Here is a 22,411-nt window from a genome sequence, read left to right as displayed (position 1 = left end):
ATCAGGTGCTGACCAACGCTGCCCGTATCGAGCTGCTCAGCCCGCGACTGGCGAACCAGATCGCCGCCGGTGAGGTGGTTGAGCGCCCGGCGTCGGTGATCAAGGAATTGCTGGAAAACAGCCTCGACTCCGGCGCCAAACGCATCGATGTCGATGTGGAGCAGGGCGGCGTCAAACTGCTGCGGGTGCGTGATGATGGCAGCGGCATTTCCGCCGATGACCTGCCGCTGGCGCTGGCCCGTCATGCCACCAGCAAGATCCGTAATCTGGAAGACCTTGAGCAGGTCATGAGCCTGGGGTTCCGTGGTGAAGCCTTGGCGTCGATCAGTTCCGTGGCGCGTTTGACCCTGACGTCGCGCACTCGCGATGCCGATCAGGCCTGGCAGGTGGAAACCGAAGGCCGTGACATGGCGCCCCGCGTGCAGCCAGCCGCCCATCCGGTGGGGACCTCGGTGGAGGTCCGCGACCTGTTTTTCAACACACCGGCGCGGCGCAAATTTCTCAAGACCGAAAAAACCGAATTCGATCATCTGCAGGAAGTGATCAAGCGTCTGGCCCTGGCGCGTTTCGACGTGGCGTTCCATTTGCGCCACAACGGCAAGACCATTCTCAGCCTGCACGAGGCCCACGATGATGCGGCCCGCGCCCGGCGAGTGGCCGCGATCTGCGGTCCGGGCTTCCTGGAACAGGCACTGCCGATTGAAATCGAGCGCAACGGTCTGCATCTGTGGGGCTGGGTCGGGTTGCCGACCTTCAACCGTAGCCAGGCGGATTTGCAGTATTTTTTCGTCAATGGCCGTGCGGTACGCGACAAACTGGTGGCCCACGCGGTGCGCCAGGCTTATCGCGACGTACTGTTCAATGGCCGGCATCCGACCTTTGTGCTGTTCTTCGAAGTCGATCCGGCGGGCGTCGACGTCAACGTGCACCCGACCAAACACGAAGTACGCTTCCGTGACGGGCGCATGGTCCACGATTTCCTCTACGGTACGTTGCACCGCGCCTTGGGTGATGTGCGTCCGGAAGATCAACTGGCTGCGCCGGTAGCGACGGCCCTTGTCCGTCCCACGGGACTCGAGGCAGGTGAGTTCGGTCCCCAGGGCGAAATGCGCCTGGCCGCCAATGCGCTGCTGGAGCAGCCTCAAGCGCAACCGTCGTTCAATGCGCCGGCCGGCTCGGGATCTGGTTCGGGCTATCAGTATCAATACACCCCGCGACCTCAGTCCGCGGTTCCCGCCGCTGAGGCCCAGGCTGCCTATCGTGAATTCTTCGCGCCGTTGCCGGAGGCCAATGCTGTAGCGCTGCCGGCCGGTCAGGACGATATCCCGCCGCTGGGTTACGCGCTGGCGCAGCTCAAAGGCATCTACATCCTTTCGGAAAACGCCCAAGGGTTGGTGTTGGTGGACATGCACGCCGCTCACGAGCGGATCATGTACGAGCGCCTGAAAGTCGCCATGGCCAGCGAAGGCTTGAGCGGGCAGCCGCTGCTGGTGCCGGAGTCCCTGGCGGTCAGCCAGCGCGAGGCCGATTGCGCCGAAGAGCACGTCGCCTGGTTCCAGCGTCTGGGCTTCGAACTGCAGCGGCTTGGCCCGGAAACACTGGCCATCCGGCAGATTCCGGCCTTGCTCAAGCAGGCTGAAGCCAATCGACTGGTCGGCGACGTGTTGGCCGACCTGATGGAGTACGGCACCAGTGACCGGATTCAGGCGCACCTGAACGAATTGCTTGGGACCATGGCCTGCCACGGCGCCATCCGGGCGAACCGACGTCTGGCCCTGGCGGAAATGAACGGTCTGTTGCGCGATATGGAAAACACTGAGCGCAGCGGTCAATGCAACCATGGCCGACCGACCTGGACCCAGTTGGGCCTGGACGATCTGGACAAACTGTTCTTGCGCGGTCGTTGATGAGCCAGCTCCCACCTGCGATTTTCCTGATGGGCCCGACTGCCGCCGGCAAGACCGACCTGGCCATCGAACTCACCAAAGTCCTGCCTTGCGAACTGATCAGTGTCGATTCGGCACTGGTTTACCGTGGCATGGACATCGGTACTGCGAAGCCGTCGAAAGAACTTCTGGCGCAATTTCCCCACCGTTTGATCGATATTCTCGACCCCGCCGAGAGCTATTCCGCCGCGGATTTTCGCCGGGACGCCCTCGAGGCCATGGCCGATATCACCGCGCGCGGAAAAATTCCGCTGCTGGTCGGCGGCACAATGCTCTACTACAAGGCCTTGCTCGAAGGGCTGGCAGACATGCCAGCCGCCGATCCAGAGGTTCGCGCGCAGATCGAAGAAGAAGCTGCACGCCTTGGCTGGCAAGCCTTGCACGAACAATTGGCAGTCATTGATCCGGTTTCTGCGGCGCGGATTCATCCGAACGATCCACAGCGACTCAGTCGAGCGCTGGAAGTTTATCGCGTCAGCGGTCGAAGCATGACCGAGCTGCGCTTGCAACAATCTGCGCAAAGTACTGACGCAGCCGCTTCGGGACGGCAACAATTGCCCTATACTGTCGCGAACTTGGCCATTGCTCCGGCAAATCGTCAGGTATTGCACGAGCGAATTAAACAAAGATTCACTTTAATGTTGGAACAGGGATTCATAGACGAGGTCGTAGCCCTGCGTAAGCGAAGTGACCTGCATGCCGGGTTGCCGTCTATACGTGCGGTAGGTTATCGACAAGTCTGGGACTACCTGGATGGCAAGCTGACGTCAGCCGAGATGCAGGAGCGTGGAATCATCGCCACGCGCCAATTGGCGAAGCGCCAGTTCACCTGGCTGCGCAGTTGGGCTGATTTACATTGGCTGGACAGCCTCGATTGCGACAATCTGCCGCGCGCCTTGAAATACTTGGGGACCATCTCCATATTGAGCTGAGTCCTTGCAATTGCCGTCTATCCTTGGGGGTGTGACGGCCAAAGTCATCTGTTTACCTATTTTTTTATATTGAATCCTTAAAGGAGTGCGGCACATGTCAAAAGGGCATTCGCTACAAGACCCTTACTTGAATACTTTACGTAAAGAAAAAGTTGGGGTCTCCATCTACCTGGTCAACGGTATCAAGCTGCAAGGCACGATCGAGTCTTTCGACCAGTTCGTCATCCTGCTGAAAAACACCGTCAGCCAGATGGTCTACAAACATGCTATTTCTACAGTAGTGCCGGTTCGTCCAATTCGTCTGCCTAGCGCAACCGAATCCGAAGCAGGTGATGCTGAGCCAGGTAACGCCTGATAGGAGTCTCCTTTGTTCTTTGAGCGCCACGGTGGTGGTGAGCGAGTCATCCTCGTTCACTTGGATGGACAGGACCCTGAGGCGCGCGAAGACCCGCAGGAGTTTCAGGAGTTGGCTAATTCGGCCGGCGCCGAGACCGTTGCGTTTTTTAACGTGCCGCGTCATCGGCCAACCGCCAAATTCCTGATTGGCAGCGGCAAGGTCGAGGAACTGCGCGACCTGGTCAAAGCTGAAGAGGCCGATCTGGTGATTTTCAATCACGTCCTCACGCCCAGCCAGGAACGCAACCTCGAACGTGTTTTCGAGTGTCGCGTGATCGACCGTACCGGTCTGATTCTCGATATTTTCGCCCAACGCGCCCGTACCCATGAAGGCAAGCTCCAGGTAGAACTGGCCCAGCTTGATCACATGAGCACCCGGCTGGTTCGTGGCTGGACTCACCTTGAACGCCAGGGTGGCGGTATCGGCATGCGTGGCCCGGGTGAAACGCAACTGGAAACAGACCGCCGTTTGCTGCGGGTACGGCTGCGACAGATCAAGGGCAGGCTGGAGAAAGTGCGCAGCCAGCGCGAACAGTCGCGGCGTGGTCGTTCGCGTGCGGATATCCCTACCGTGTCGCTGGTGGGGTATACCAACGCCGGTAAGTCCACGCTGTTCAATAACGTGACGAAATCCGACGTCTACGCGGCTGACCAATTGTTTGCCACGCTGGACCCTACCCTGCGTCGTCTGGATCTGGACGATCTGGGGCCGATTGTCCTGGCGGACACTGTAGGTTTCATTCGCCACTTGCCCCACAAGCTGGTCGAGGCATTTCGGTCCACCCTCGAAGAGTCAAGCAACTCCGACCTGTTGTTGCACGTGATCGATGCGGCCGAACCCGATCGCATGTTGCAGATCGAGCAGGTGATGGTGGTGCTGGGCGAGATTGGTGCCCAGGACTTGCCGATCCTCGAGGTCTATAACAAACTCGATTTGCTTGAAGGTGTTGAGCCACAAATCCAGCGCGACGAAAACGGCAAGCCCCAGCGGGTCTGGCTGTCGGCGCGTGATGGCACTGGCCTGGAATTGCTTGAGCAAGCCATTGCCGAATTACTTGGCAGTGATTTGTTTATCGGTACCCTGCGCTTGCCGCAACGATTCGCTCGACTGCGTGCGCAGTTTTTCGAACTCGGCGCGGTGCAAAAAGAAGAACACGACGAAGAAGGCATCAGTTTGCTGGCCGTTCGTTTGCCCCGGGTCGAGTTGAATCGACTGGTAAGCCGCGAAGGATTGCAGCCGATGGAATTCATCGAGCAACACACTTTGCAATAAAAGCCTGAGAAAGCGGTTGTGCCGTGGTGACAGGCATTCTGTAGCATTGGTCGGCGCGCCGTGGGTGCGTCTTTGCTTTATCAGATGGAGAGCGCTATGGCTTGGAATGAGCCGGGTGGCAACTCGAATAATCAGGATCCTTGGGGTGGCAAGCGTCGCAATAATGGCGACCGCAAGGGACCACCGGATCTCGACGAGGCCTTCCGAAAGCTGCAGGAAAGCCTGAACGGGTTGTTCGGTGGTGGTAAGAAACGTGGTGATGACGGCAGTGGTCCGGGCAAGAGTGGCGGCTTTGGCGGCCTGCTCGGTATCGGCTTGGTCGTGCTGGCGGCCATGTGGCTGTACAGCGCGGTCTATGTCGTGGACGAGCAGGAGCAGGCTGTCGTGCTGCGCTTCGGCAAGTACTACGAAACCGTGGGCCCGGGCTTGAATATCTATTTCCCGCCGATCGACAAGAAGTACATGGAAAACGTCACGCGTGAGCGTGCGTACACCAAGCAGGGTCAAATGCTGACCGAAGACGAAAACATCGTCGAAGTGCCGCTGACCGTGCAGTACAAGATCAGCAACCTGCAGGATTTCGTGCTGAGCGTCGATCAGCCGGAAATCAGTCTGCAGCACGCGACCGACAGCGCCTTGCGCCATGTGGTGGGTTCCACCGCCATGGACCAGGTGCTGACTGAAGGTCGTGAATTGATGGCCAGCGAAATCAAGGAGCGTCTGCAACGCTTCATGGATACCTATCGCACCGGTATCACCGTCACTCAGGTCAACGTACAGAGCGCAGCAGCACCGCGCGAAGTCCAGGAAGCCTTCGATGACGTGATTCGGGCCCGTGAAGACGAGCAGCGTTCGCGCAACCAGGCTGAAACCTATGCCAACGGCGTCGTGCCGGAAGCTCGTGGTCAGGCCCAGCGCATTCTCGAAGACGCCAATGGCTACCGTGACGAAACCGTCTCGCGCGCCAAGGGTGAGGCTGATCGCTTCACCAAACTCGTTGCCGAGTACCGCAAGGCTCCTGAAGTGACCCGTCAGCGTCTGTACCTGGACACCATGCAGGAAGTCTTCAGCAACACCAGCAAGGTGCTCGTGACCGGCAACAAGAATGGCCAGAGCAATCTGCTGTACTTGCCGCTGGACAAAATGGTCGAAAGTGGTCGCAACACCAGCACTCCGGTGACCGGTGCGGCAGCCGCCAGCAATGAAGCGAATACGCGTGCGGCAGCTGATCTGCAGCAACAGCAAGCACGTACCAGGGAGAGTCGCTGATGAGCAATAAATCGCTGATCGCCCTTATTGTCGGCGTCGTCGTGGCGATCGCTGCCTGGAACTGCTTCTACATCGTGGCTCAGACCGAGCGTGCGGTGTTGCTGCAGTTCGGTCGCGTGGTTCAGGCCGATGTACAACCTGGCCTGCATGTGAAAGTGCCCTACGTTAACCAGGTGCGTAAATTTGACGCACGCCTGATGACACTGGATGCACCGACACAACGCTTCCTGACGCTGGAAAAGAAAGCCGTGATGGTCGATGCCTACGCCAAGTGGCGGGTGAAGGACGCAGAGCGTTTCTACACCGCGACGTCCGGTCTCAAGCAAATTGCCGACGAGCGCCTGTCCCGTCGCCTGGAGTCTGGTCTGCGTGACCAGTTCGGTAAGCGCACCTTGCACGAAGTGGTGTCGGGTGAGCGTGATGCGCTGATGGCGGATATCACGGCTTCGCTGAACAAGATGGCTGAAAAAGAGCTGGGCATTGAAGTTGTCGATGTTCGGGTCAAGACCATCGATCTGCCGAAGGAAGTGAACCGTAGCGTGTTCGAGCGTATGAGCACCGAGCGTGAGCGTGAAGCTCGCGAGCACCGCGCCAAGGGTAACGAGCTGGCTGAAGGCATCCGTGCCGATGCCGATCGTCAACGCCGCGTGTTGCTGGCTGAAGCCTATCGTGAATCTGAAGAGATTCGCGGTGACGGTGATGCCCAGGCCGCTTCGATCTATTCCAAGGCCTATGGTCAGGACCAGGAGTTCTACGCGTTCTACCGTAGCCTGCGCGCCTACCGTGAAAGCTTTGCGAATAAATCCGACGTCATGGTCCTGGACCCAAGCAGTGACTTCTTCCACTACCTGGAAAAAGCCAAGCCTTGATACGGCGTTGACCCGAATCATTCCGCCGGGCGGCTAACGCCTCTGGCGGGGTGATCCTTTGGCAAAACGTGTGTATGATGCGGCAGCCGGGAAATTCCCGGCTTTTTTGCGTCTGCACGTTTGATTGCTGTTTTTGGTGCACGCGTACGAGTCGAAAGGCTCGACAGGTTTTTCGAGGAAAGTGGTTGGCGAAGCCGGTTGAAGGCTTTTCGCTCCGTTGTTCATGCGCGGAACAATCATTTTCTGCTTCACTCAAGGCTCGGCCGAGGGCTGGCTGGCCGCCCGGATATAGGGGAATGGCGTAATGGCAACGGTAGACCGCTGGCTGCTGCCAGATGGCATCGAAGAAGTACTGCCACCGGAAGCGGCGCGCATTGAAGTTGCGCGTCGCCAGGTGTTGGATCTGTTCCAGAGCTGGGGTTACGAGTTTGTCGTGACTCCCCATATCGAGTACCTGGAATCCCTGCTGACCGGCGCGGGCCAGGACCTGGATCTGCGTACCTTCAAGGTTATCGACCCGCAGTCGGGCCGGCAGATGGGTTTCCGCGCGGACATCACGCCGCAGGTGGCACGTATCGATGCGCACACCCTGCGTCGCGAAGGCCCGAGTCGTCTGTGCTATGCCGGCAGCGTGCTGCATGCTCAGCCACGCGCCTTGTCGTCCTCGCGCAGCCCGATCCAGCTGGGCGCCGAGTTGTACGGCGATGGCAGCCCCGGCAGCGATGTCGAAGTCATCAGCCTGATGCTGGCGATGCTGCAACTGGCCGATGTGCCGGACGTGCACATGGACCTCGGTCATGTCGGCATCTATCGCGGCCTGGCTCGCGCCGCCGGTTTGTCCGGTGAAGTCGAGCAGCAGTTGTTCGATGCGTTGCAACGCAAGGCCATCGACGAGGTCATTACCTTGACCGAAGGTTTGCCTGCCGATTTGTCGGGCATGCTGCGGGCGTTGGTCGACCTGTGCGGCGGTCGCGAAGTACTGGCCGCTGCGCGTGAGCGTCTGGCCGGGGCGCCGGCCCCGGTTCTGGCGGCGCTGAACGATTTGCTGGCGATTGCCGAGCGTTTGTCCGTGCGTTTCCCGGATTTGCCGCTGTACTTCGATCTGGGCGAATTGCGCGGCTATCACTACCACACGGGTGTGGTGTTCGCCGTGTTCGTGCCGGGCGTTGGCCAGTCAATTGCCCAGGGCGGTCGTTACGACGACATCGGCGCCGATTTCGGTCGCGCCCGTCCGGCAACCGGCTTCTCCACCGATTTGAAAACCCTGGTGACCCTGGGGCGTGCTGAAATCGAGCTACCGTCTGGCGGTATCTGGATGCCTGACAGTACGGATGCGGCACTCTGGCAGCAGGTTTGCCAGTTGCGCAGTGAGGGTCAGCGTGTCGTTCAGGCCTTGCCTGGACAACCTTTGGCCGCCGCCCGTGAAGCGGACTGCGACCGGCAATTGATTCAGCAGAACGGGCTTTGGCAAGTATCGCCACTGGCTTCTTGAGTTTTCCTGCCGGCCACCGCCGGTACCAAGTTTGCGCGAATGAGGACAAGTGTTATGGGTAAGAATGTCGTAGTCCTGGGCACCCAATGGGGTGATGAGGGCAAAGGCAAGATCGTTGATCTGCTGACCGAACATGCTGCCGCCGTAGTGCGCTACCAGGGTGGCCACAACGCTGGCCACACCCTGGTGATCGACGGCGAAAAAACTGTCTTGCACCTGATCCCGTCGGGCGTGCTGCGCGAAGGCGTGCAGTGCCTGATCGGCAACGGCGTGGTGGTTGCACCTGACGCTCTGATGCGGGAAATCAACAAGCTGGAAGAGAAAGGTGTGCCGGTGCGTGAGCGCCTGCGCATCAGCCCGTCCTGCCCGCTGATCCTGTCCTATCACGTCGCACTGGACCAGGCCCGTGAAAAAGCGCGTGGCGAGCTGAAGATCGGCACCACCGGTCGCGGCATCGGCCCGGCTTACGAAGACAAGGTTGCACGTCGTGGCCTGCGCATCGGTGACCTGTTCCACCGCGAGCGTTTCGCCGCCAAGCTGGGCGAGTTGCTGGACTACCACAACTTCGTACTGGTCAATTACTACAAAGAGCCTGCAATCGACTTCCAGAAGACGCTGGACGAGTGCATGGAATACGCCGAGCTGCTCAAGCCGATGATGCTGGACGTCACCGCCGAGCTGCACCAGCTGCGTCGCGCTGGCAAAGACATCATGTTCGAAGGCGCCCAGGGTTCGTTGCTGGACATCGACCACGGTACCTACCCGTACGTCACCAGTTCCAACACCACCGCTGGCGGTATCGCGACTGGTTCGGGTGTTGGTCCGATGTTCCTGGACTACATCCTCGGCATCACCAAGGCCTACACCACGCGTGTCGGTTCGGGTCCGTTCCCGACTGAACTGTTCGACGACGTTGGCGCGTTCCTGGCCAAGCGTGGCCACGAGTTCGGTGCAACCACCGGCCGTGCCCGTCGTTGCGGCTGGTTCGACGCCGTTATCCTGCGTCGCGCCATCGATGTGAACAGCATCTCGGGCCTGTGCCTGACCAAGCTGGACGTTCTGGACGGCCTGGAAACCATCAACATCTGTGTTGGCTACAAGAATCAGGACGGCGCAGTGATCGACGCACCGACCGACGCCGACAGCTACATCGGCCTGGAGCCGGTGTACGAAGAAATGCCGGGCTGGAGCGAATCGACCTTGGGTGCCAAGACCCTGGAAGAGCTGCCTCAGGCTGCACGCAACTACATCAAACGTGTCGAAGAGTTGGTCGGTGCGCCGATTGACATTATTTCGACGGGCCCGGACCGCAACGAAACCATCGTTCTGCGTCATCCGTTTGCTTGATAACACATTGATGTGAAACACAAAGGGCCCATAATCGGGCCCTTTGTCGTTTTTGCCTGCTGAACGGCATGACCTTTGCTGTGAACATTGAAAAGAGCCTCCTTTCAGGTGTGCTATCAATTTAATGGCGCCAAAGCAGAGGGATTTCTAGTGTCGGCCGTTCTCTCATTGTTACAAAGCCGTTTGTTGAGGCCTGTGTTCGTTACGCTTGGTATCGCCCTATTGGTGCAAGTGGTGGTGGCGGTCGCTCTGACGCGGAGCACGGTGACTGCTTTGGAAGCCGATCTGGGCATGCGCCTGGGCGCGGACAGTCAGAAGCTCTCTGGCGAACTCGAGCAGGCGGGGCGTGAAGTCACGTCAAGCCTCGATAGCCTCTCCACCAGCACGCGTCAGCGCCTCACGGCCGGGTTGTCCTCGCGTTTGGAGGAGGAGCAGGCACAACTGCGCGAGACGTTGGAAAAGGACCTGAAGGATTCCGCCGGCGACATGGCGCAACTCCTGGCATCGGTTGCGCCGCGCGCCATGTGGGACAACGACATTCCAACCTTGTCCGAGTTCGCGCGCAGGGCCCAGCGCAACCCCAATGTACTGTTCGTGGTGTATGACGACGCCACGGGTCAGCACCTGACGCGCTACCTCAACCGGGAGAATCCGATCAACAAGGCGCTTCTGGAGAAAGGCCAGGGCGAGCGGGCGCTGGACAAAGTGCTGGATGCGGCGAAGAACGATCCTTCGGTCTTCTATATCGAAGCCTCGATCAACCCCAATGGCGTGGAAATCGGCAAGGTCTTGATGGGTGTCTCGACCGCGTCGGTGGAAGCCGATCTGGCGGCGTTGGACAAACGCTTCTCCGCCTTGATCGCCAGCAGCGATCAATTGGTGGGTGACAGTCTGAAGGGGGCGGCGGCCGATAGTGCGACCGCCATGCGTTCGCGACTGCAATCGGCCCAGTCCACGGCGGCTGAAATGAAAGCCAATACCACCAGTACCGTGCAAGAAGCCGCGGCCACCCTGCGCTGGCGTATCGGTATATGCCTGGCGGTCGTGGGCTTTGGTGTCCTGCTGTTGCTGGCGGTGGTGCTTGGGCGTCGAGTGGTCAATCGCCTGAGAATGCTGATCATCGCCATGGATGACCTGGCGGCGGGCGAGGGTGATCTGACCAAGCGCGTGCAAATCAACAGCAAGGACGAGATCGGCGACATGGCGTCGGCGGTCAATCGGTTTGTGGATAAGTTGCAGCCGATCGTGCGCGAAGCAGGCGACGTAGCCCAGCGGACTGGCGTGGAAATCGGCGCCATGACCCTGCGCAATGCCGGAGCCGATGCGGCAGCGGGTATGCAGCGCGATGAAGTGGCCGAGAGTCTGCGTGCTTTGTCGCAAATGGCAGACGAAGCCCAATCTGAAAGCCAGGCCATGCAGGCGGCTTTGAAACAGGTCGTGGATATCCGTCAGGCCACTGACGAAAACACCCGGACTTCGGCGAAAGTCGGCAGCCTGATCGAGGCGCTGGCGGGTCAAGTCGAAACCGGAGCGCAGGTGATCGAGCGACTTGCGCAGCAAAGCGAGCAGATTGAGGTGGTGCTGACGGTCATTCACGGGATTGCCGAGCAGACCAACCTGCTGGCACTGAACGCGGCCATTGAAGCGGCGCGCGCGGGTGAGACCGGGCGCGGGTTCGCGGTGGTGGCGGACGAAGTGCGGGCGCTGGCGAGCAAGACCCAGAGTTCCACCGGCGATATTCAGGCGCACATTGTGGCGTTGCAGCAGGGTGCACGTGAGGCGGTGGCGGCGATTGGCCAGGCTGGGCGCCAGGCGGACGAAGGCTTGTTGGTGCTGCGGGACAGTGCGCGTCTTCAGCAATCAGTGCAGGCCTCGGTGGAGCAAGTGCATGCGGCGATCGGTCTGGCGACCCAGGCCGCCGCGCAACAGGCTCAGGGTGCGCAAGCGGTGCGTGGTCGGGTCGAGACCATTCATGCGCAGGCCGAGAAAGCGGCTCAGGCAGTGGTGGAAACCACGGCCAGTGGCAAGGTGCTGGACGGCTTGGCAGCGCAGTTGAAGGCGAGTCTGGGGCAGTTCAGGGCTTGAATGATCAAAAGATCGCAGCCTTGGGCGGCTGCGATCTTTTGCTTGATCAGCGGGTCAAGTACATCCGGGTTGTTAATAAATAAACGGGTAGCCCCGACACCAATATCAATAACGCCGCATAAGGCGCCGCCGCCGCAAATTCCACGTTCGCGGTATGCGCCCAGACTTCCGTTGCCAGTGTGTTGAGCCCGGTTGGACTCAATAACAACGTCGCCGTCAGCTCCTTCATCGCATCAAGGAATACCAGCGCAAAAGCCGCGCCCAGCGCTGGAAAGATGATCGGCAGGGTCACCCGGCAAAACGCACTGAATGACGACGATCCCAGCGTGCGTGCCGCCTCTTCCAGTTGTGGAGCTGCCTTGTTCAGTGCCGTACGAATCGGCGCCTGAGCCAAGGGCAGAAACAGCAGCGCATAAGCGATCAGCAACAGCGCCGAAGTCTGATACAGCATCGGCACATAGTGCAGGGCGAAATACACCAGGGCCAGCGCGATCACCAAGCCAGGCAATGCATGCAGCAGATAGGGCAGGCGTTCGGCCCAGATAGCCAATTGGCCTTTATAGCGCACCACCAGCAAGCCCACTGGCACCGCCAGCACCAGGCACAGCGCTGCGCCACCCAACGACAGCGCCAGGGATGAAAACAATGCCTCGCCAATGGCCGCCGCCGGGAATGCCGCCGAGGAGCCCACGGCCAGCCAGTACCCGAGCATGCCCAATGGAATGCCGCTGCCAATGATCGCGAGCAACGCGCAGTAAAGTTGCCCGGCCATCGTCCAAGGACCGAGAAGAACCTGTGCCGCCTGTCGTGCCGCGCCTTGGCCGGTACGCACATGCCGGCCCTTGCCGCGCACGCGCAGCTCCAGCCATAGCAGTGCGAGGCACAACGCCAGCAATATCGCCGAGAGCATCGCTGCATTGGCGTTGCTGAATTCCAGCTCGAACTGTTGATAGATCGCGGTGGTGAAGGTTTGCAGGCCAATGATCGACAGTGCGCCAAATTCCACCAGCATGTGCAGGGCGATCAGCAATGAGCCGGCCAGCAGCGATGGCCAGAGCAGGGGGAGGGTAATCTTGAGGAACACGCCCCAGCGATTTTGCCCCAGGGTGCGGGCGGACTCTTCCAGGCAGGGATCGAGGTTGCGCAGAGTCGCCGCCACGGGCAGAAATATCAGCGGGTATTTGGACAGTGTCATCACCAGGATCGCCCCGCCCAGCCCTTCGAAATGGGCGCTCAGCGAAACCCAGGTGAAGCTGCTGACAAACGCCGGAACGGCGAAGGGCAAACACAGAATCACGCCCCACAGTCGCCGCCCCGGCAGATTGCTGCGCTCCAGCAGCCAGGCCAGCGACAGGCCGATCACGCAACAGGCCAGCGTCACGCCGAGCATCAGCGCGAGGGTGTTGCGCAGCAGGCCGAACACGTAGGGCCGCCACAGCAAATGCACTGCTTCGGCCCATCCTGCTTGCCAGGCCTTTAGCCCGACATAGGCCAGCGGCAACAGGCTGAGCACAACCAGCACCATGACCGGTAGCAGCAACCAGATTGAAGGCCACTTGCGTCGAGGTCTGTAAGCACTGCGCATGGCGCAAGCGGAAAGCGATGCGCTCATCAGTTCAGGCCAACGTCGCGTTCCAGGTCCAGGGCTTCTTCGGCGTTACCGAGATCGGCCGGAGTGACTTTCGGTGCCTCCAGTTCGCTGAATGGCTTGAGGCCGCGATCGGACTCCATGCCTTTGTGCAGCGGGTATTCGGCGGTGGTCTGGGTGATCACGCGCTGCCCTTCTTCGCTGGCCATGTAGGCGAGCAATTGCTGGGCTTCTTTTGGATGCTTGCTGGATTTCAGTACAGCGGCGCTGGACACCGTGATCAACCCACCGACGTCGCCTCCGGTGAAGTAGTGCAGTTTCGAGTCGAGCTGGCCTTTTTCGCGCTGCAAGGCGAACCAGTAGTAATTGTTGACCAGTACCGTGGCGACTTCGCCGTTTTCTACTGCTTTAAGCGCGACCATGTTGTTGCTGTAAGTCTTGCCGAATGCGCGCAGGCCAGTCAGCCACTCTTCGGCGGCGTCCATGCCGTGAACCTTGATGATCGCAACCGCTTGCTCCTGAAACGCGCCGCTGGAGGGCACGAAGCCGACCTTGCCTTGCCATTTCGGGTCGGAGAAGCCCATCACTGACTTGGGCAGGTCTTTTTCATCAATCAGTTTCGGGTTGTACGCGACGACCCGGACCCGGGCGGTGATGCCGATCCAGGTGCCATTGCCGGCGACATACTCTTTGGGCAGCACGGCGAGCGTGGCTGGGTCGGTCTGAGCCAGCAGGCCTTGTTCGCCGAGTTTGTTCAGTGGCGGTGATTCTTCGGTGTAGATCACGTCGGCGGGGGAGCGATCACCTTCTTCGACGACCTGGCTGGCGAGCTGGTTGCTGCTGCCTTTGCGCACGTTGACGTGAATGCCGGTCCGGGTTTCGAAGGCTTTGGCGAGGGCATCGCCGACTTCCTTGTGTTGCCCGTTATAGAGGGTCAGGGAAACCGGGTTGGCGGCTTGGGTGAGGGGCGTGGCGAGCGCCAGGCCGAGCAGGCTGAGGGTCAGGCCGCGGCGCAGGGTATTTCGAAACATCATTCGCAGGGTTCCTCACTGTCGCATTGCAAAAACTTGCAACAATGATAAACGATATTGTTTCTCAAATGCGCACTGCTGATTCTTGTGGCGGGGCGTGCTTGCTCGCGAAAAACGACAGGACAACGCGGTGCTTCAGTTGCCCCGCGTTTTCGTTAACATCCATCTCGAGCAGGCTCGCTCCTACGAGGGAGTGTTGATTTTTTGAAAGCCAGAAACGCAAAAACCCGCTTTCGCGGGTTTCTGTGAAATCCAAGGCCGTAACCTTGAATTTGAATTGGTGCCCAGAAGAAGACTCGAACTTCCACGGCCGTAAGGCCACCAGCACCTGAAGCTGGCGTGTCTACCAATTTCACCATCTGGGCATTCATCTTCAGCGTTGCCGCTGTTGATGTGGCGCACTATACGGAGCGCGATTTGATCTGTAAACCCCTGATTTAAAATAAATAAATCAACGGTCTGAAATGCAAAAACCCGCTTTCGCGGGTTTTTGTGTGAGTCTTGAAATTGAACTAATCTCAAACTCGAATTTGGTGCCCAGAAGAAGACTCGAACTTCCACGGCCGTAAGGCCACCAGCACCTGAAGCTGGCGTGTCTACCAATTTCACCATCTGGGCAGTATCGGCAACGTTGTCCGTCGTCGATGGCGCGCACTATACGGAGCGTCTTTTTAACTGTAAACCCCCGACATCAAAAAAACCTGAAAAATTTCACCAGCGGTCTTCAAATCAGCTTTGTGACGTCGATAAAAGGCTTTAGAAGGGCCGTCATAGCTTGAAATTTCCCGTTTCATTACGCCTATGCCAAACTAACCCGTATATAGACAAGGTGAAAACTCTCTAATGGCCGATTGGCAGTCCCTCGATCCCGAGGCCGCTCGTGAAGCGGAAAAATATGAAAACCCTATTCCTAGCCGCGAACTGATCCTTCAGCACCTTGCTGATCGAGGTTCGCCTGCTAACCGCGAGCAGTTGGTCGAAGAGTTTGGTCTGACCACAGAGGACCAGATCGAAGCCCTGCGCCGCCGTCTGCGCGCGATGGAGCGCGATGCTCAACTCATCTATACCCGTCGTGGCACTTATGCACCGGTAGACAAGCTCGACCTGATCCTGGGCCGCATCAGCGGTCACCGTGACGGCTTCGGTTTCCTGGTACCGGACGATGGCAGTGACGACCTGTTCATGAGCCCGGCGCAAATGCGTCTGGTGTTCGATGGCGACCGTGCCCTGGCGCGGGTGTCCGGCCTCGACCGTCGCGGTCGCCGCGAAGGCATGATCGTCGAAGTGGTCTCCCGTGCTCACGAGACTATCGTCGGGCGCTATTTCGAAGAGGGCGGTATCGGTTTCGTGGTTGCCGACAATCCGAAGATCCAGCAAGAAGTGCTGGTGACGCCGGGTCGCAACGCCAACGCCCAGATCGGTCAGTTCGTCGAAGTGAAGATCACTCACTGGCCGACGCCACGCTTCCAGCCTCAGGGCGATGTGGTTGAAGTCGTGGGTAACTACATGGCGCCGGGCATGGAAATCGACGTCGCCCTGCGCACATACGACATTCCTCACGTCTGGCCTGAGGCGGTGCTCAAGGAAGCGGCCAAGCTCAAGCCCGAAGTCGAAGAGAAAGACAAAGAGAAGCGCATCGATCTGCGTCATCTGCCGTTCGTCACCATCGACGGCGAAGATGCCCGTGACTTCGATGACGCGGTCTATTGCGAAGCCCGTAAGGGCAAGTTGCGCCTGTTCTCGGGTGGCTGGAAGTTGTACGTGGCGATTGCCGACGTATCCAGCTACGTGAAGCTCGGTTCGGCGCTGGACGCTGAAGCCCAGGTGCGCGGCAACTCGGTGTACTTCCCCGAGCGCGTGATCCCGATGCTGCCTGAGCAGCTGTCCAACGGTCTGTGCTCGCTGAACCCGCAGGTCGATCGTCTGGCCATGGTTTGCGAGATGACCATCTCCAAAACCGGCGAAATGACCGACTACTGCTTCTACGAAGCGGTGATCCACTCCCATGCACGCCTGACTTACAACAAAGTCAGCGCCATGCTCGAAACGCCGAAAGCCACCGAAGCGCGCAAGCTGCGTGGCGAGTACACCGATGTCGTGCCGCACCTCAAGCAGCTGTACTCGCTGTACAAGGTGTTGCTGGCGGCCCGTCATGTGCGTGGCGCGATCGATTTTGAAACCCAGGAAACCCGGATCATCTTCGGCTCCGAGCGCAAGATCGCGGAAATTCGCCCGACCGTGCGCAACGATGCCCACAAGCTGATCGAGGAATGTATGCTGGCGGCCAACGTGGCCACTGCCGAATTCCTGAAAAAACACGAAATCCCGGCGCTGTATCGCGTCCACGATGGTCCGCCACCGGAGCGCCTGGAAAAACTGCGCGCCTTCCTGGGTGAGCTCGGCCTGTCCCTGCACAAAGGCAAGGACGGCCCGTCGCCGAAGGATTACCAGGCACTGCTGGCCGGTATCAAGGATCGTCCGGATTTCCACCTGATCCAGACCGTCATGCTGCGGTCGTTGAGCCAGGCGGTGTATAGCGCTGATAACCAGGGCCACTTCGGTCTGAATTACGAGGCTTACACCCACTTCACCTCGCCGATCCGCCGCTACCCGGACTTGCTGACTCACCGGGCAATCCGCAGCGTCATCCATTCGAAGCAGGACACCCCGCACGTTCGCCGTGCTGGCGCGATGACCATTCCGAAGGCGCGTATCTATCCGTACGACGAAGCGGCCCTGGAGCAACTCGGCGAGCAGTGCTCGATGAGCGAGCGCCGTGCCGACGAAGCGACCCGCGACGTGGTCAACTGGCTCAAGTGCGAGTTCATGAAAGACCGTGTGGGCGAATCGTTCCCGGGTGTGATCACCGCCGTAACCGGCTTTGGTCTGTTCGTCGAACTGACCGATATCTACGTCGAAGGCCTGGTGCACGTCACCGCGTTGCCGGGCGATTACTACCACTTCGACCCTGTGCATCACCGCCTCGCCGGTGAGCGTACCGGTCGCAGCTTCCGTTTGGGCGACACTGTTGAAGTGCGGGTCATGCGCGTCGATCTCGACGAACGCAAGATCGACTTCGAGATGGCCGAAAAAACCATCAGCGCGCCGATCGGTCGTAAAAAACGCGGTACTGAAACTGCGGCGCCAGCGGCATCTGCTGCAAAAACAGCCGCAGAGCCGGTGCCGGAGAAAACCGGTCGTCGTCCTGCCAGAGAAAAGGTTGTAGAGGCCTATCGCCCAAGCGATGCGGCGGCGAAAAACGCCGAAGTACGCAAAAGCCGTGAAATGAAGCAGGCCTTGCTGGCCGATGCGAAAAGCGGCGGTAAAGCGGCGTCTGCGGGAAAGACCGGAAGGTCGACGCCTGAAAAGGCCGTCGGCGGCAAGCCTGCCAAACCGAGCAAACATCGTAAAGGCCCGCCAAAAGCGGGCTCGGCCCCAGCCAAAAGTGGCGGGGCGCGTAAACCTAAGGCCAAGCCATGAGTCAGTTGGAAAAAATCTACGGCGTGCATGCTGTAGAAGCATTGCTGCGTCATCACCCGAAACGCGTCAAGCAGATCTGGCTGGCCGAAGGTCGCAGTGATCCGCGCGTACAGACGTTGATCGAGCTGGCCAACGAGAATCGTGTCCAGGTCGGCCAGGCTGAGCGCCGTGAAATGGACGCTTGGGTCGAAGGTGTGCACCAGGGTGTAGTCGCGGACGTGAGCCCGAGCCAGGTCTGGGGCGAAGCGATGCTCGACGAACTGCTCGACCGTACCGAAGGTGCGCCGTTGCTGTTGGTCCTCGACGGTGTAACCGATCCGCACAACCTGGGTGCCTGCCTGCGTTCCGCCGATGCGGCGGGCGCGCTGGCGGTGATTGTTCCGAAGGACAAGTCGGCGACCCTGACGCCGGTTGTGCGAAAAATCGCCTGCGGTGCTGCGGAAGTGATTCCGCTGGTCGCCGTGACTAACCTGGCGCGCACCCTGGAGAAACTCCAGCAGCGTGGCTTGTGGGTTGTCGGTACGGCGGGGGAGGCCGAAGTCAGTCTGTATGACCAGGACCTGACCGGTCCCACCATCCTGATCATGGGTGCCGAAGGCAAAGGCATGCGCCGCCTGACCCGCGAGCATTGCGACTACCTGGTCAATTTGCCGATGGCCGGTAGCGTCAGCAGTCTCAACGTTTCCGTGGCGACGGGCGTATGTCTGTTCGAGGCGCAGCGTCAGCGCCGCGTCAAGGCTGCGGTTGCCGCCAAGAAGGCCTGATCCGGCTGCAATCCCTGTGGGGGCGAGCCTGCTCGCGATAGCGGTGTAACATTCGGCATCAATGTTGAATGTTGTGTCCTCATCGCGAGCACGCTCGCTCCCACAATGGTTTCTGGCCAGCCAAAAAATGGCGGGCAAACGAACTGTTCAAATAATCACCAATTACCTTGCGCCTCTCTCGCCCCTTCTCTACAATTGCGCCCCTTGCTGCGATGGCAGGCACGCATGTGTCTAGCGTCCACAAGTCCATAAGTGTCATTCACTCCTTGTCTGACCGCTTTTGAGCGGCAGGCTACAACCCGTAAGGAGCATTCATGCGTCATTACGAAATCATCTTTTTGGTCCACCCGGATCAAAGCGAGCAAGTCGGCGGCATGGTTGAGCGTTACACCAAGCTGATCGAAGAAGACGGCGGCAAAATCCACCGTCTGGAAGATTGGGGCCGTCGTCAACTGGCCTACGCAATCAACAATGTTCACAAGGCTCACTACGTGATGCTGAACGTTGAGTGCACTGGCAAGGCCCTGGCCGAGCTGGAAGACAACTTCCGCTACAACGATGCAGTGATCCGTAACCTGGTCATCCGTCGCGAAGAAGCCGTTACCGGCCAATCCGAGATGCTCAAGGCTGAAGAAAACCGCAGTGAGCGCCGTGAGCGTCGCGACCGTCCTGAGCACTCCGACGCTGAAGGCGTTGATGGTGATGACAGCGACAACAGCGATAACGCTGACGAGTAATCCACGGACCTTTTGAGGAGCCAATTACATGGCACGTTTCTTCCGTCGTCGTAAATTCTGCCGCTTCACCGCTGAAGACGTGAAAGAGATCGATTACAAAGATCTCAACACTCTGAAAGCTTATGTATCCGAGACCGGCAAAATCGTTCCAAGCCGCATCACCGGTACCAAAGCTCGTTATCAGCGTCAGCTGGCCACCGCTATCAAGCGCGCCCGCTTCCTGGCCCTGCTGGCCTACACCGACAGCCACGGCCGCTGAGACCGGGCAGTCGACACGTAGCAAAGGATTGAATGTATGCGTGCCTTAGCTGAGTTCATCATGCGGGGCCGTATGCAGGCCACTCTGGTAGTGGCCGGATGCGCGGCATTGCCGTTGTTGTATTGGTTGGGTGCTGCCGCCGGATGCCTTGTGCTCCTGCGGCGCGGATTGAGGGACGCCTTGGGCGTTCTTGCTCTGGGGCTGCTGCCGGCGTTGATCTGGTGGCTGAAATTCGACGATCCACGGGCACTTCTGGTGCTGCTGGGGTCTGCGAGCCTTGCGTTGGTTTTGCGCGCAAGCGAGTCCTGGAACCGCGTGCTGCTGGTCAGCATAGCGATGGGAGTGGTGTTTTCAGTGGTGCTGGGGACGGCTTTTGGTCCTCAGATCGAGATGCTGGCGCAGGCTTTGATAAAAGTCATGCCGTCGCTACTCGGTGAGGTCTACCAGAAGATGTCGGTAGACGAGCAAGCGCGTTTCGCGTCCCTGATTGCACCAATCCTGACCGGCCTGATTGCGGCTTTGTTGCAAATCGTCAGTGTGCTGAGCCTGATTGTCGGGCGCTACTGGCAGGCGTTGTTGTACAACCCGGGTGGTTTCGGTCGCGAGTTTCGCGCCATTCGAATCCCGCTGGGTCCCGCGATGTTGCTGCTGGCCGGCATGGTTGTGACACCGAACTTCGGTGTCCAGATGTCCATGCTCGTGCCGTTGTGCAGCGTACCGCTGGTTTTCGCCGGGCTGGCCCTGATTCACGGGCTGGTGGCGCAAAAGCGACTGGCCAGATTCTGGCTGGTGGGGTTGTACGTCACGCTGTTGCTGTTCATGCAGCTGATCTATCCGTTGCTGGTGGTCCTGGCCATCGTCGACAGCCTGATTGATTTTCGCGGTCGTCTGGCGCCGAAAGACGCCGATAACGCGAACGGTGAAGGTTAAAAGTTAAGAGGATTTTCACATGCAACTGATCCTTCTGGAAAAAGTCACCAACCTGGGCAACCTGGGTGACAAAGTGAACGTTAAGGCTGGTTACGGTCGTAACTACCTGCTGCCTTACGGCAAAGCTACCGCTGCGACCCCAGCCAACCTGGCTGCGTTCGAAGAGCGTCGCGCTGAGCTGGAAAAAGCTGCAGCAGACCGTAAAGCATCGGCTGAAAGCCGCGCTGCCCAACTGGCTGAGCTGGAAGTGACTATCACTGCCACCGCTGGTGACGAAGGCAAGCTGTTCGGTTCGATCGGTACTCACGACATCGCTGATGCACTGACCGCCTCTGGCGTTGAAGTTGCAAAAAGCGAAGTTCGTCTGCCGAACGGCACCATCCGCAACGTAGGTGAATTCGACGTAGCCGTGCACCTGCACGCCGAAGTTGAAGCCACCGTACGCGTTGTCGTGGTAGCAGCTTAAGCAGCACTTGTCGGCTGGCACCCTCGGGTGCTTGCCGGTAACATCGGGCACGATCCTGTTTACAGGTCGTGCCCTTTGTCTTTCTGGCAGTTCCGTTTTTTAACCCCTGCTTCTCCAAAAAATACCAAGTGGCCATGAACGAAATTTCCGCTCCCGAGCAATACGATCTGCAAACCGCCGCGCTGAAAGTGCCGCCGCATTCCATCGAAGCCGAACAGGCTGTACTCGGTGGTCTGATGCTGGACAACAACGCCTGGGAACGCGTCCTCGATCAAGTCTCCGACGGTGATTTCTATCGACATGACCACCGCCTGATCTTCCGTGCGATCGCCAAACTGGCCGATCAGAACTCGCCGATCGACGTCGTGACCCTGGCCGAGCAATTGGACAAGGAAGGTCAGACTTCGCAAGTCGGCGGCCTTGGGTATCTCGGCGAACTGGCGAAAAACACGCCGTCCGTCGCCAACATCAAGGCCTATGCGCAGATCGTTCGTGAGCGGGCCACCTTGCGCCAATTGATCGGCATCAGCACCGAAATCGCCGACAGCGCGTTCAACCCGGAAGGCCGTACCGCCGCCGAGATTCTCGACGAAGCCGAGCGGCAGATCTTCCAGATTGCCGAGGCCCGGCCGAAAACCGGTGGCCCGGTGGGCGTGAATGACCTGCTGACCAAGGCCATCGACCGCATCGACACCCTGTTCAACACCGACAACGCCATCACCGGCCTGTCCACCGGCTACACCGACCTCGACGAGAAAACCAGCGGTCTGCAACCGGCCGACCTGATCATCGTTGCCGGCCGTCCATCCATGGGTAAAACCACCTTTGCGATGAACCTGGTGGAAAACGCCGTGCTGCGCAGCGAGAAAGCGGTTCTGGTTTACTCGCTGGAGATGCCAGGTGAATCGCTGATCATGCGTATGTTGTCGTCCCTGGGACGCATCGACCAGACCAAGGTCCGTTCCGGCCAGCTGGAAGACGACGATTGGCCGCGCCTGACCTCGGCGGTCAACCTGCTCAACGACCGCAAGCTGTTCATCGACGATACCGCCGGCATCAGCCCGTCTGAAATGCGCGCCCGGACCCGGCGTCTGGTGCGTGAGCACGGTGAAGTCGGCCTGATCATGATCGACTACCTGCAACTGATGCAGATCCCCGGTTCCAGCGGCGACAACCGGACCAACGAGATTTCCGAGATCTCCCGGTCCCTGAAGGCGCTGGCCAAGGAATTCAACTGCCCGGTGGTGGCGTTGTCCCAGCTCAACCGTTCCCTGGAACAGCGGCCGAACAAGCGCCCGGTGAACTCCGACTTGCGGGAATCCGGAGCGATCGAGCAGGACGCCGACGTCATCATGTTCGTGTATCGCGACGAGGTGTACCACCCGGAAACCGAGCACAAAGGCATCGCCGAAATCATCATCGGCAAGCAGCGGAACGGGCCGATCGGCTTTATCCGCCTGGCATTCATCGGCAAGTACACCCGGTTCGAGAACCTGGCACCGGGTAGCTATAACTTCGATGATGACGAATGATTTATAGCGTCTGAG

19 protein-coding genes and 2 tRNA genes are annotated in these 22,411 nt (G+C 59.4%); 16 read left to right on the top strand and 5 right to left on the bottom strand.

The window, feature by feature from the left end; translation table 11 throughout:
* Nucleotides 1-8 precede the first annotated feature (8 nt).
* The 9 genes from mutL to BLV61_RS12700 all read left to right on the top strand — a co-directional run bounded on the left by mutL (nucleotide 9) and on the right by BLV61_RS12700 (nucleotide 11,609).
* The gene (gene mutL, locus BLV61_RS12740; protein ID WP_167361839.1) at nucleotides 9-1,907 is read left to right on the top strand and encodes a DNA mismatch repair endonuclease MutL; all 1,899 of its coding nucleotides are present in this window, start codon (nucleotides 9-11) and stop codon (nucleotides 1,905-1,907) included.
* Nucleotides 1,907-2,878, top strand: coding sequence for a tRNA (adenosine(37)-N6)-dimethylallyltransferase MiaA (gene miaA, locus BLV61_RS12735; RefSeq protein ID WP_090465434.1), 972 nt, complete (start codon nucleotides 1,907-1,909; stop codon nucleotides 2,876-2,878). The genes mutL and miaA overlap by 1 nt, the downstream gene beginning before the upstream one ends.
* Nucleotides 2,879-2,972: 94 nt before the next feature.
* Complete coding sequence (gene hfq, locus BLV61_RS12730; protein WP_007902656.1) at nucleotides 2,973-3,233, top strand: RNA chaperone Hfq; 261 nt, start codon at nucleotides 2,973-2,975, stop codon at nucleotides 3,231-3,233.
* A gap of 12 nt (nucleotides 3,234-3,245) precedes the next feature.
* Complete coding sequence (gene hflX / locus BLV61_RS12725; protein WP_046819838.1) at nucleotides 3,246-4,547, top strand: ribosome rescue GTPase HflX; 1,302 nt, start codon at nucleotides 3,246-3,248, stop codon at nucleotides 4,545-4,547.
* A gap of 96 nt (nucleotides 4,548-4,643) precedes the next feature.
* Nucleotides 4,644-5,816 carry an FtsH protease activity modulator HflK gene (gene hflK / locus BLV61_RS12720; RefSeq protein WP_047536727.1) on the top strand — a complete coding sequence of 391 codons (1,173 nt, stop codon included), beginning with the start codon at nucleotides 4,644-4,646 and terminating at the stop codon, nucleotides 5,814-5,816.
* Nucleotides 5,816-6,685: a protease modulator HflC gene (hflC, locus tag BLV61_RS12715; protein WP_090465431.1), complete on the top strand. Its 870-nt coding sequence runs from the start codon at nucleotides 5,816-5,818 to the stop codon at nucleotides 6,683-6,685. Before hflK ends, hflC begins: the two co-directional genes overlap by 1 nt.
* A 304-nt stretch (nucleotides 6,686-6,989) precedes the next feature.
* Entirely contained in the window at nucleotides 6,990-8,177 is a 1,188-nt protein-coding gene (locus BLV61_RS12710) for an ATP phosphoribosyltransferase regulatory subunit (protein ID WP_047536733.1), read from the top strand.
* A 54-nt stretch (nucleotides 8,178-8,231) separates the two neighbouring features.
* Complete coding sequence (locus BLV61_RS12705; RefSeq protein WP_047536735.1) at nucleotides 8,232-9,524, top strand: adenylosuccinate synthase; 1,293 nt, start codon at nucleotides 8,232-8,234, stop codon at nucleotides 9,522-9,524.
* 150 nt (nucleotides 9,525-9,674) lie between these two features.
* Nucleotides 9,675-11,609, top strand: coding sequence for a methyl-accepting chemotaxis protein (locus BLV61_RS12700; protein ID WP_047536738.1), 1,935 nt, complete (start codon nucleotides 9,675-9,677; stop codon nucleotides 11,607-11,609).
* 46 nt (nucleotides 11,610-11,655) lie between these two features.
* On the opposite strand, the gene BLV61_RS12695 is transcribed toward BLV61_RS12700, so the two are convergent.
* The 5 genes from BLV61_RS12695 to BLV61_RS12680 all read right to left on the bottom strand — a co-directional run bounded on the left by BLV61_RS12695 (nucleotide 11,656) and on the right by BLV61_RS12680 (nucleotide 14,846).
* Nucleotides 11,656-13,221 (bottom strand): ABC transporter permease, encoded by a 1,566-nt coding sequence (locus tag BLV61_RS12695; RefSeq protein ID WP_090465428.1) that lies wholly within the window; start codon nucleotides 13,219-13,221, stop codon nucleotides 11,656-11,658.
* Complete coding sequence (locus tag BLV61_RS12690) at nucleotides 13,221-14,231, bottom strand: iron ABC transporter substrate-binding protein (protein ID WP_090465425.1); 1,011 nt, start codon at nucleotides 14,229-14,231, stop codon at nucleotides 13,221-13,223. The genes BLV61_RS12695 and BLV61_RS12690 overlap by 1 nt, the downstream gene beginning before the upstream one ends.
* Nucleotides 14,232-14,292: 61 nt before the next feature.
* The gene (locus tag BLV61_RS30895; RefSeq protein WP_139213628.1) at nucleotides 14,293-14,484 is read right to left on the bottom strand and encodes a hypothetical protein; all 192 of its coding nucleotides are present in this window, start codon (nucleotides 14,482-14,484) and stop codon (nucleotides 14,293-14,295) included.
* 22 nt (nucleotides 14,485-14,506) lie between these two features.
* Nucleotides 14,507-14,593: transfer RNA gene (locus BLV61_RS12685), tRNA-Leu, on the bottom strand.
* 166 nt (nucleotides 14,594-14,759) lie between these two features.
* Nucleotides 14,760-14,846, bottom strand: a tRNA-Leu gene (locus BLV61_RS12680).
* Between the two features lie 225 nt (nucleotides 14,847-15,071).
* Here BLV61_RS12680 and rnr point away from each other — a divergent pair.
* The 7 genes from rnr (at nucleotide 15,072) to dnaB (ending at nucleotide 22,396) form a co-directional block, all read left to right on the top strand.
* Nucleotides 15,072-17,708 carry a ribonuclease R gene (gene rnr, locus BLV61_RS12675; RefSeq protein WP_047536743.1) on the top strand — a complete coding sequence of 879 codons (2,637 nt, stop codon included), beginning with the start codon at nucleotides 15,072-15,074 and terminating at the stop codon, nucleotides 17,706-17,708.
* Nucleotides 17,705-18,472 (top strand): 23S rRNA (guanosine(2251)-2'-O)-methyltransferase RlmB, encoded by a 768-nt coding sequence (gene rlmB / locus BLV61_RS12670; RefSeq protein WP_090465419.1) that lies wholly within the window; start codon nucleotides 17,705-17,707, stop codon nucleotides 18,470-18,472. The genes rnr and rlmB overlap by 4 nt, the downstream gene beginning before the upstream one ends.
* Nucleotides 18,473-18,786: 314 nt before the next feature.
* Entirely contained in the window at nucleotides 18,787-19,209 is a 423-nt protein-coding gene (rpsF, locus tag BLV61_RS12665) for a 30S ribosomal protein S6 (RefSeq protein WP_008035342.1), read from the top strand.
* Between the two features lie 28 nt (nucleotides 19,210-19,237).
* Nucleotides 19,238-19,468 carry a 30S ribosomal protein S18 gene (gene rpsR / locus BLV61_RS12660; protein ID WP_002551829.1) on the top strand — a complete coding sequence of 77 codons (231 nt, stop codon included), beginning with the start codon at nucleotides 19,238-19,240 and terminating at the stop codon, nucleotides 19,466-19,468.
* Between the two features lie 36 nt (nucleotides 19,469-19,504).
* Nucleotides 19,505-20,398, top strand: coding sequence for a YybS family protein (locus BLV61_RS12655; RefSeq protein ID WP_047536780.1), 894 nt, complete (start codon nucleotides 19,505-19,507; stop codon nucleotides 20,396-20,398).
* A 19-nt stretch (nucleotides 20,399-20,417) separates the two neighbouring features.
* Nucleotides 20,418-20,864 (top strand): 50S ribosomal protein L9, encoded by a 447-nt coding sequence (gene rplI, locus BLV61_RS12650; protein WP_007939577.1) that lies wholly within the window; start codon nucleotides 20,418-20,420, stop codon nucleotides 20,862-20,864.
* Between the two features lie 134 nt (nucleotides 20,865-20,998).
* Nucleotides 20,999-22,396 (top strand): replicative DNA helicase, encoded by a 1,398-nt coding sequence (dnaB, locus tag BLV61_RS12645; RefSeq protein WP_090465414.1) that lies wholly within the window; start codon nucleotides 20,999-21,001, stop codon nucleotides 22,394-22,396.
* The last annotated feature ends 15 nt before the right edge of the window (nucleotides 22,397-22,411 follow it).

Origin of the sequence: Pseudomonas mohnii, assembly GCF_900105115.1 — a bacterium.
GTDB lineage: Bacteria > Pseudomonadota > Gammaproteobacteria > Pseudomonadales > Pseudomonadaceae > Aquipseudomonas > Aquipseudomonas mohnii.
This window is presented reverse-complemented; position numbering and strand designations above follow the sequence as displayed.

Coding starts and splice junctions, on each gene's coding strand:
- miaA (WP_090465434.1), top strand. CDS start 1,907: ATGAGCCAGCTCCCACCTGCGATTTTCCTGATGGGCCCGACTGCCGCC.
- hfq (WP_007902656.1), top strand. CDS start 2,973: ATGTCAAAAGGGCATTCGCTACAAGACCCTTACTTGAATACTTTACGT.
- hflK (WP_047536727.1), top strand. CDS start 4,644: ATGGCTTGGAATGAGCCGGGTGGCAACTCGAATAATCAGGATCCTTGG.
- hflC (WP_090465431.1), top strand. CDS start 5,816: ATGAGCAATAAATCGCTGATCGCCCTTATTGTCGGCGTCGTCGTGGCG.
- BLV61_RS12710 (WP_047536733.1), top strand. CDS start 6,990: ATGGCAACGGTAGACCGCTGGCTGCTGCCAGATGGCATCGAAGAAGTA.
- BLV61_RS12705 (WP_047536735.1), top strand. CDS start 8,232: ATGGGTAAGAATGTCGTAGTCCTGGGCACCCAATGGGGTGATGAGGGC.
- BLV61_RS12695 (WP_090465428.1), bottom strand. CDS start 13,221: ATGAGCGCATCGCTTTCCGCTTGCGCCATGCGCAGTGCTTACAGACCT.
- BLV61_RS12690 (WP_090465425.1), bottom strand. CDS start 14,231: ATGATGTTTCGAAATACCCTGCGCCGCGGCCTGACCCTCAGCCTGCTC.
- rnr (WP_047536743.1), top strand. CDS start 15,072: ATGGCCGATTGGCAGTCCCTCGATCCCGAGGCCGCTCGTGAAGCGGAA.
- rlmB (WP_090465419.1), top strand. CDS start 17,705: ATGAGTCAGTTGGAAAAAATCTACGGCGTGCATGCTGTAGAAGCATTG.
- rpsF (WP_008035342.1), top strand. CDS start 18,787: ATGCGTCATTACGAAATCATCTTTTTGGTCCACCCGGATCAAAGCGAG.
- rpsR (WP_002551829.1), top strand. CDS start 19,238: ATGGCACGTTTCTTCCGTCGTCGTAAATTCTGCCGCTTCACCGCTGAA.
- BLV61_RS12655 (WP_047536780.1), top strand. CDS start 19,505: ATGCGTGCCTTAGCTGAGTTCATCATGCGGGGCCGTATGCAGGCCACT.
- rplI (WP_007939577.1), top strand. CDS start 20,418: ATGCAACTGATCCTTCTGGAAAAAGTCACCAACCTGGGCAACCTGGGT.
- dnaB (WP_090465414.1), top strand. CDS start 20,999: ATGAACGAAATTTCCGCTCCCGAGCAATACGATCTGCAAACCGCCGCG.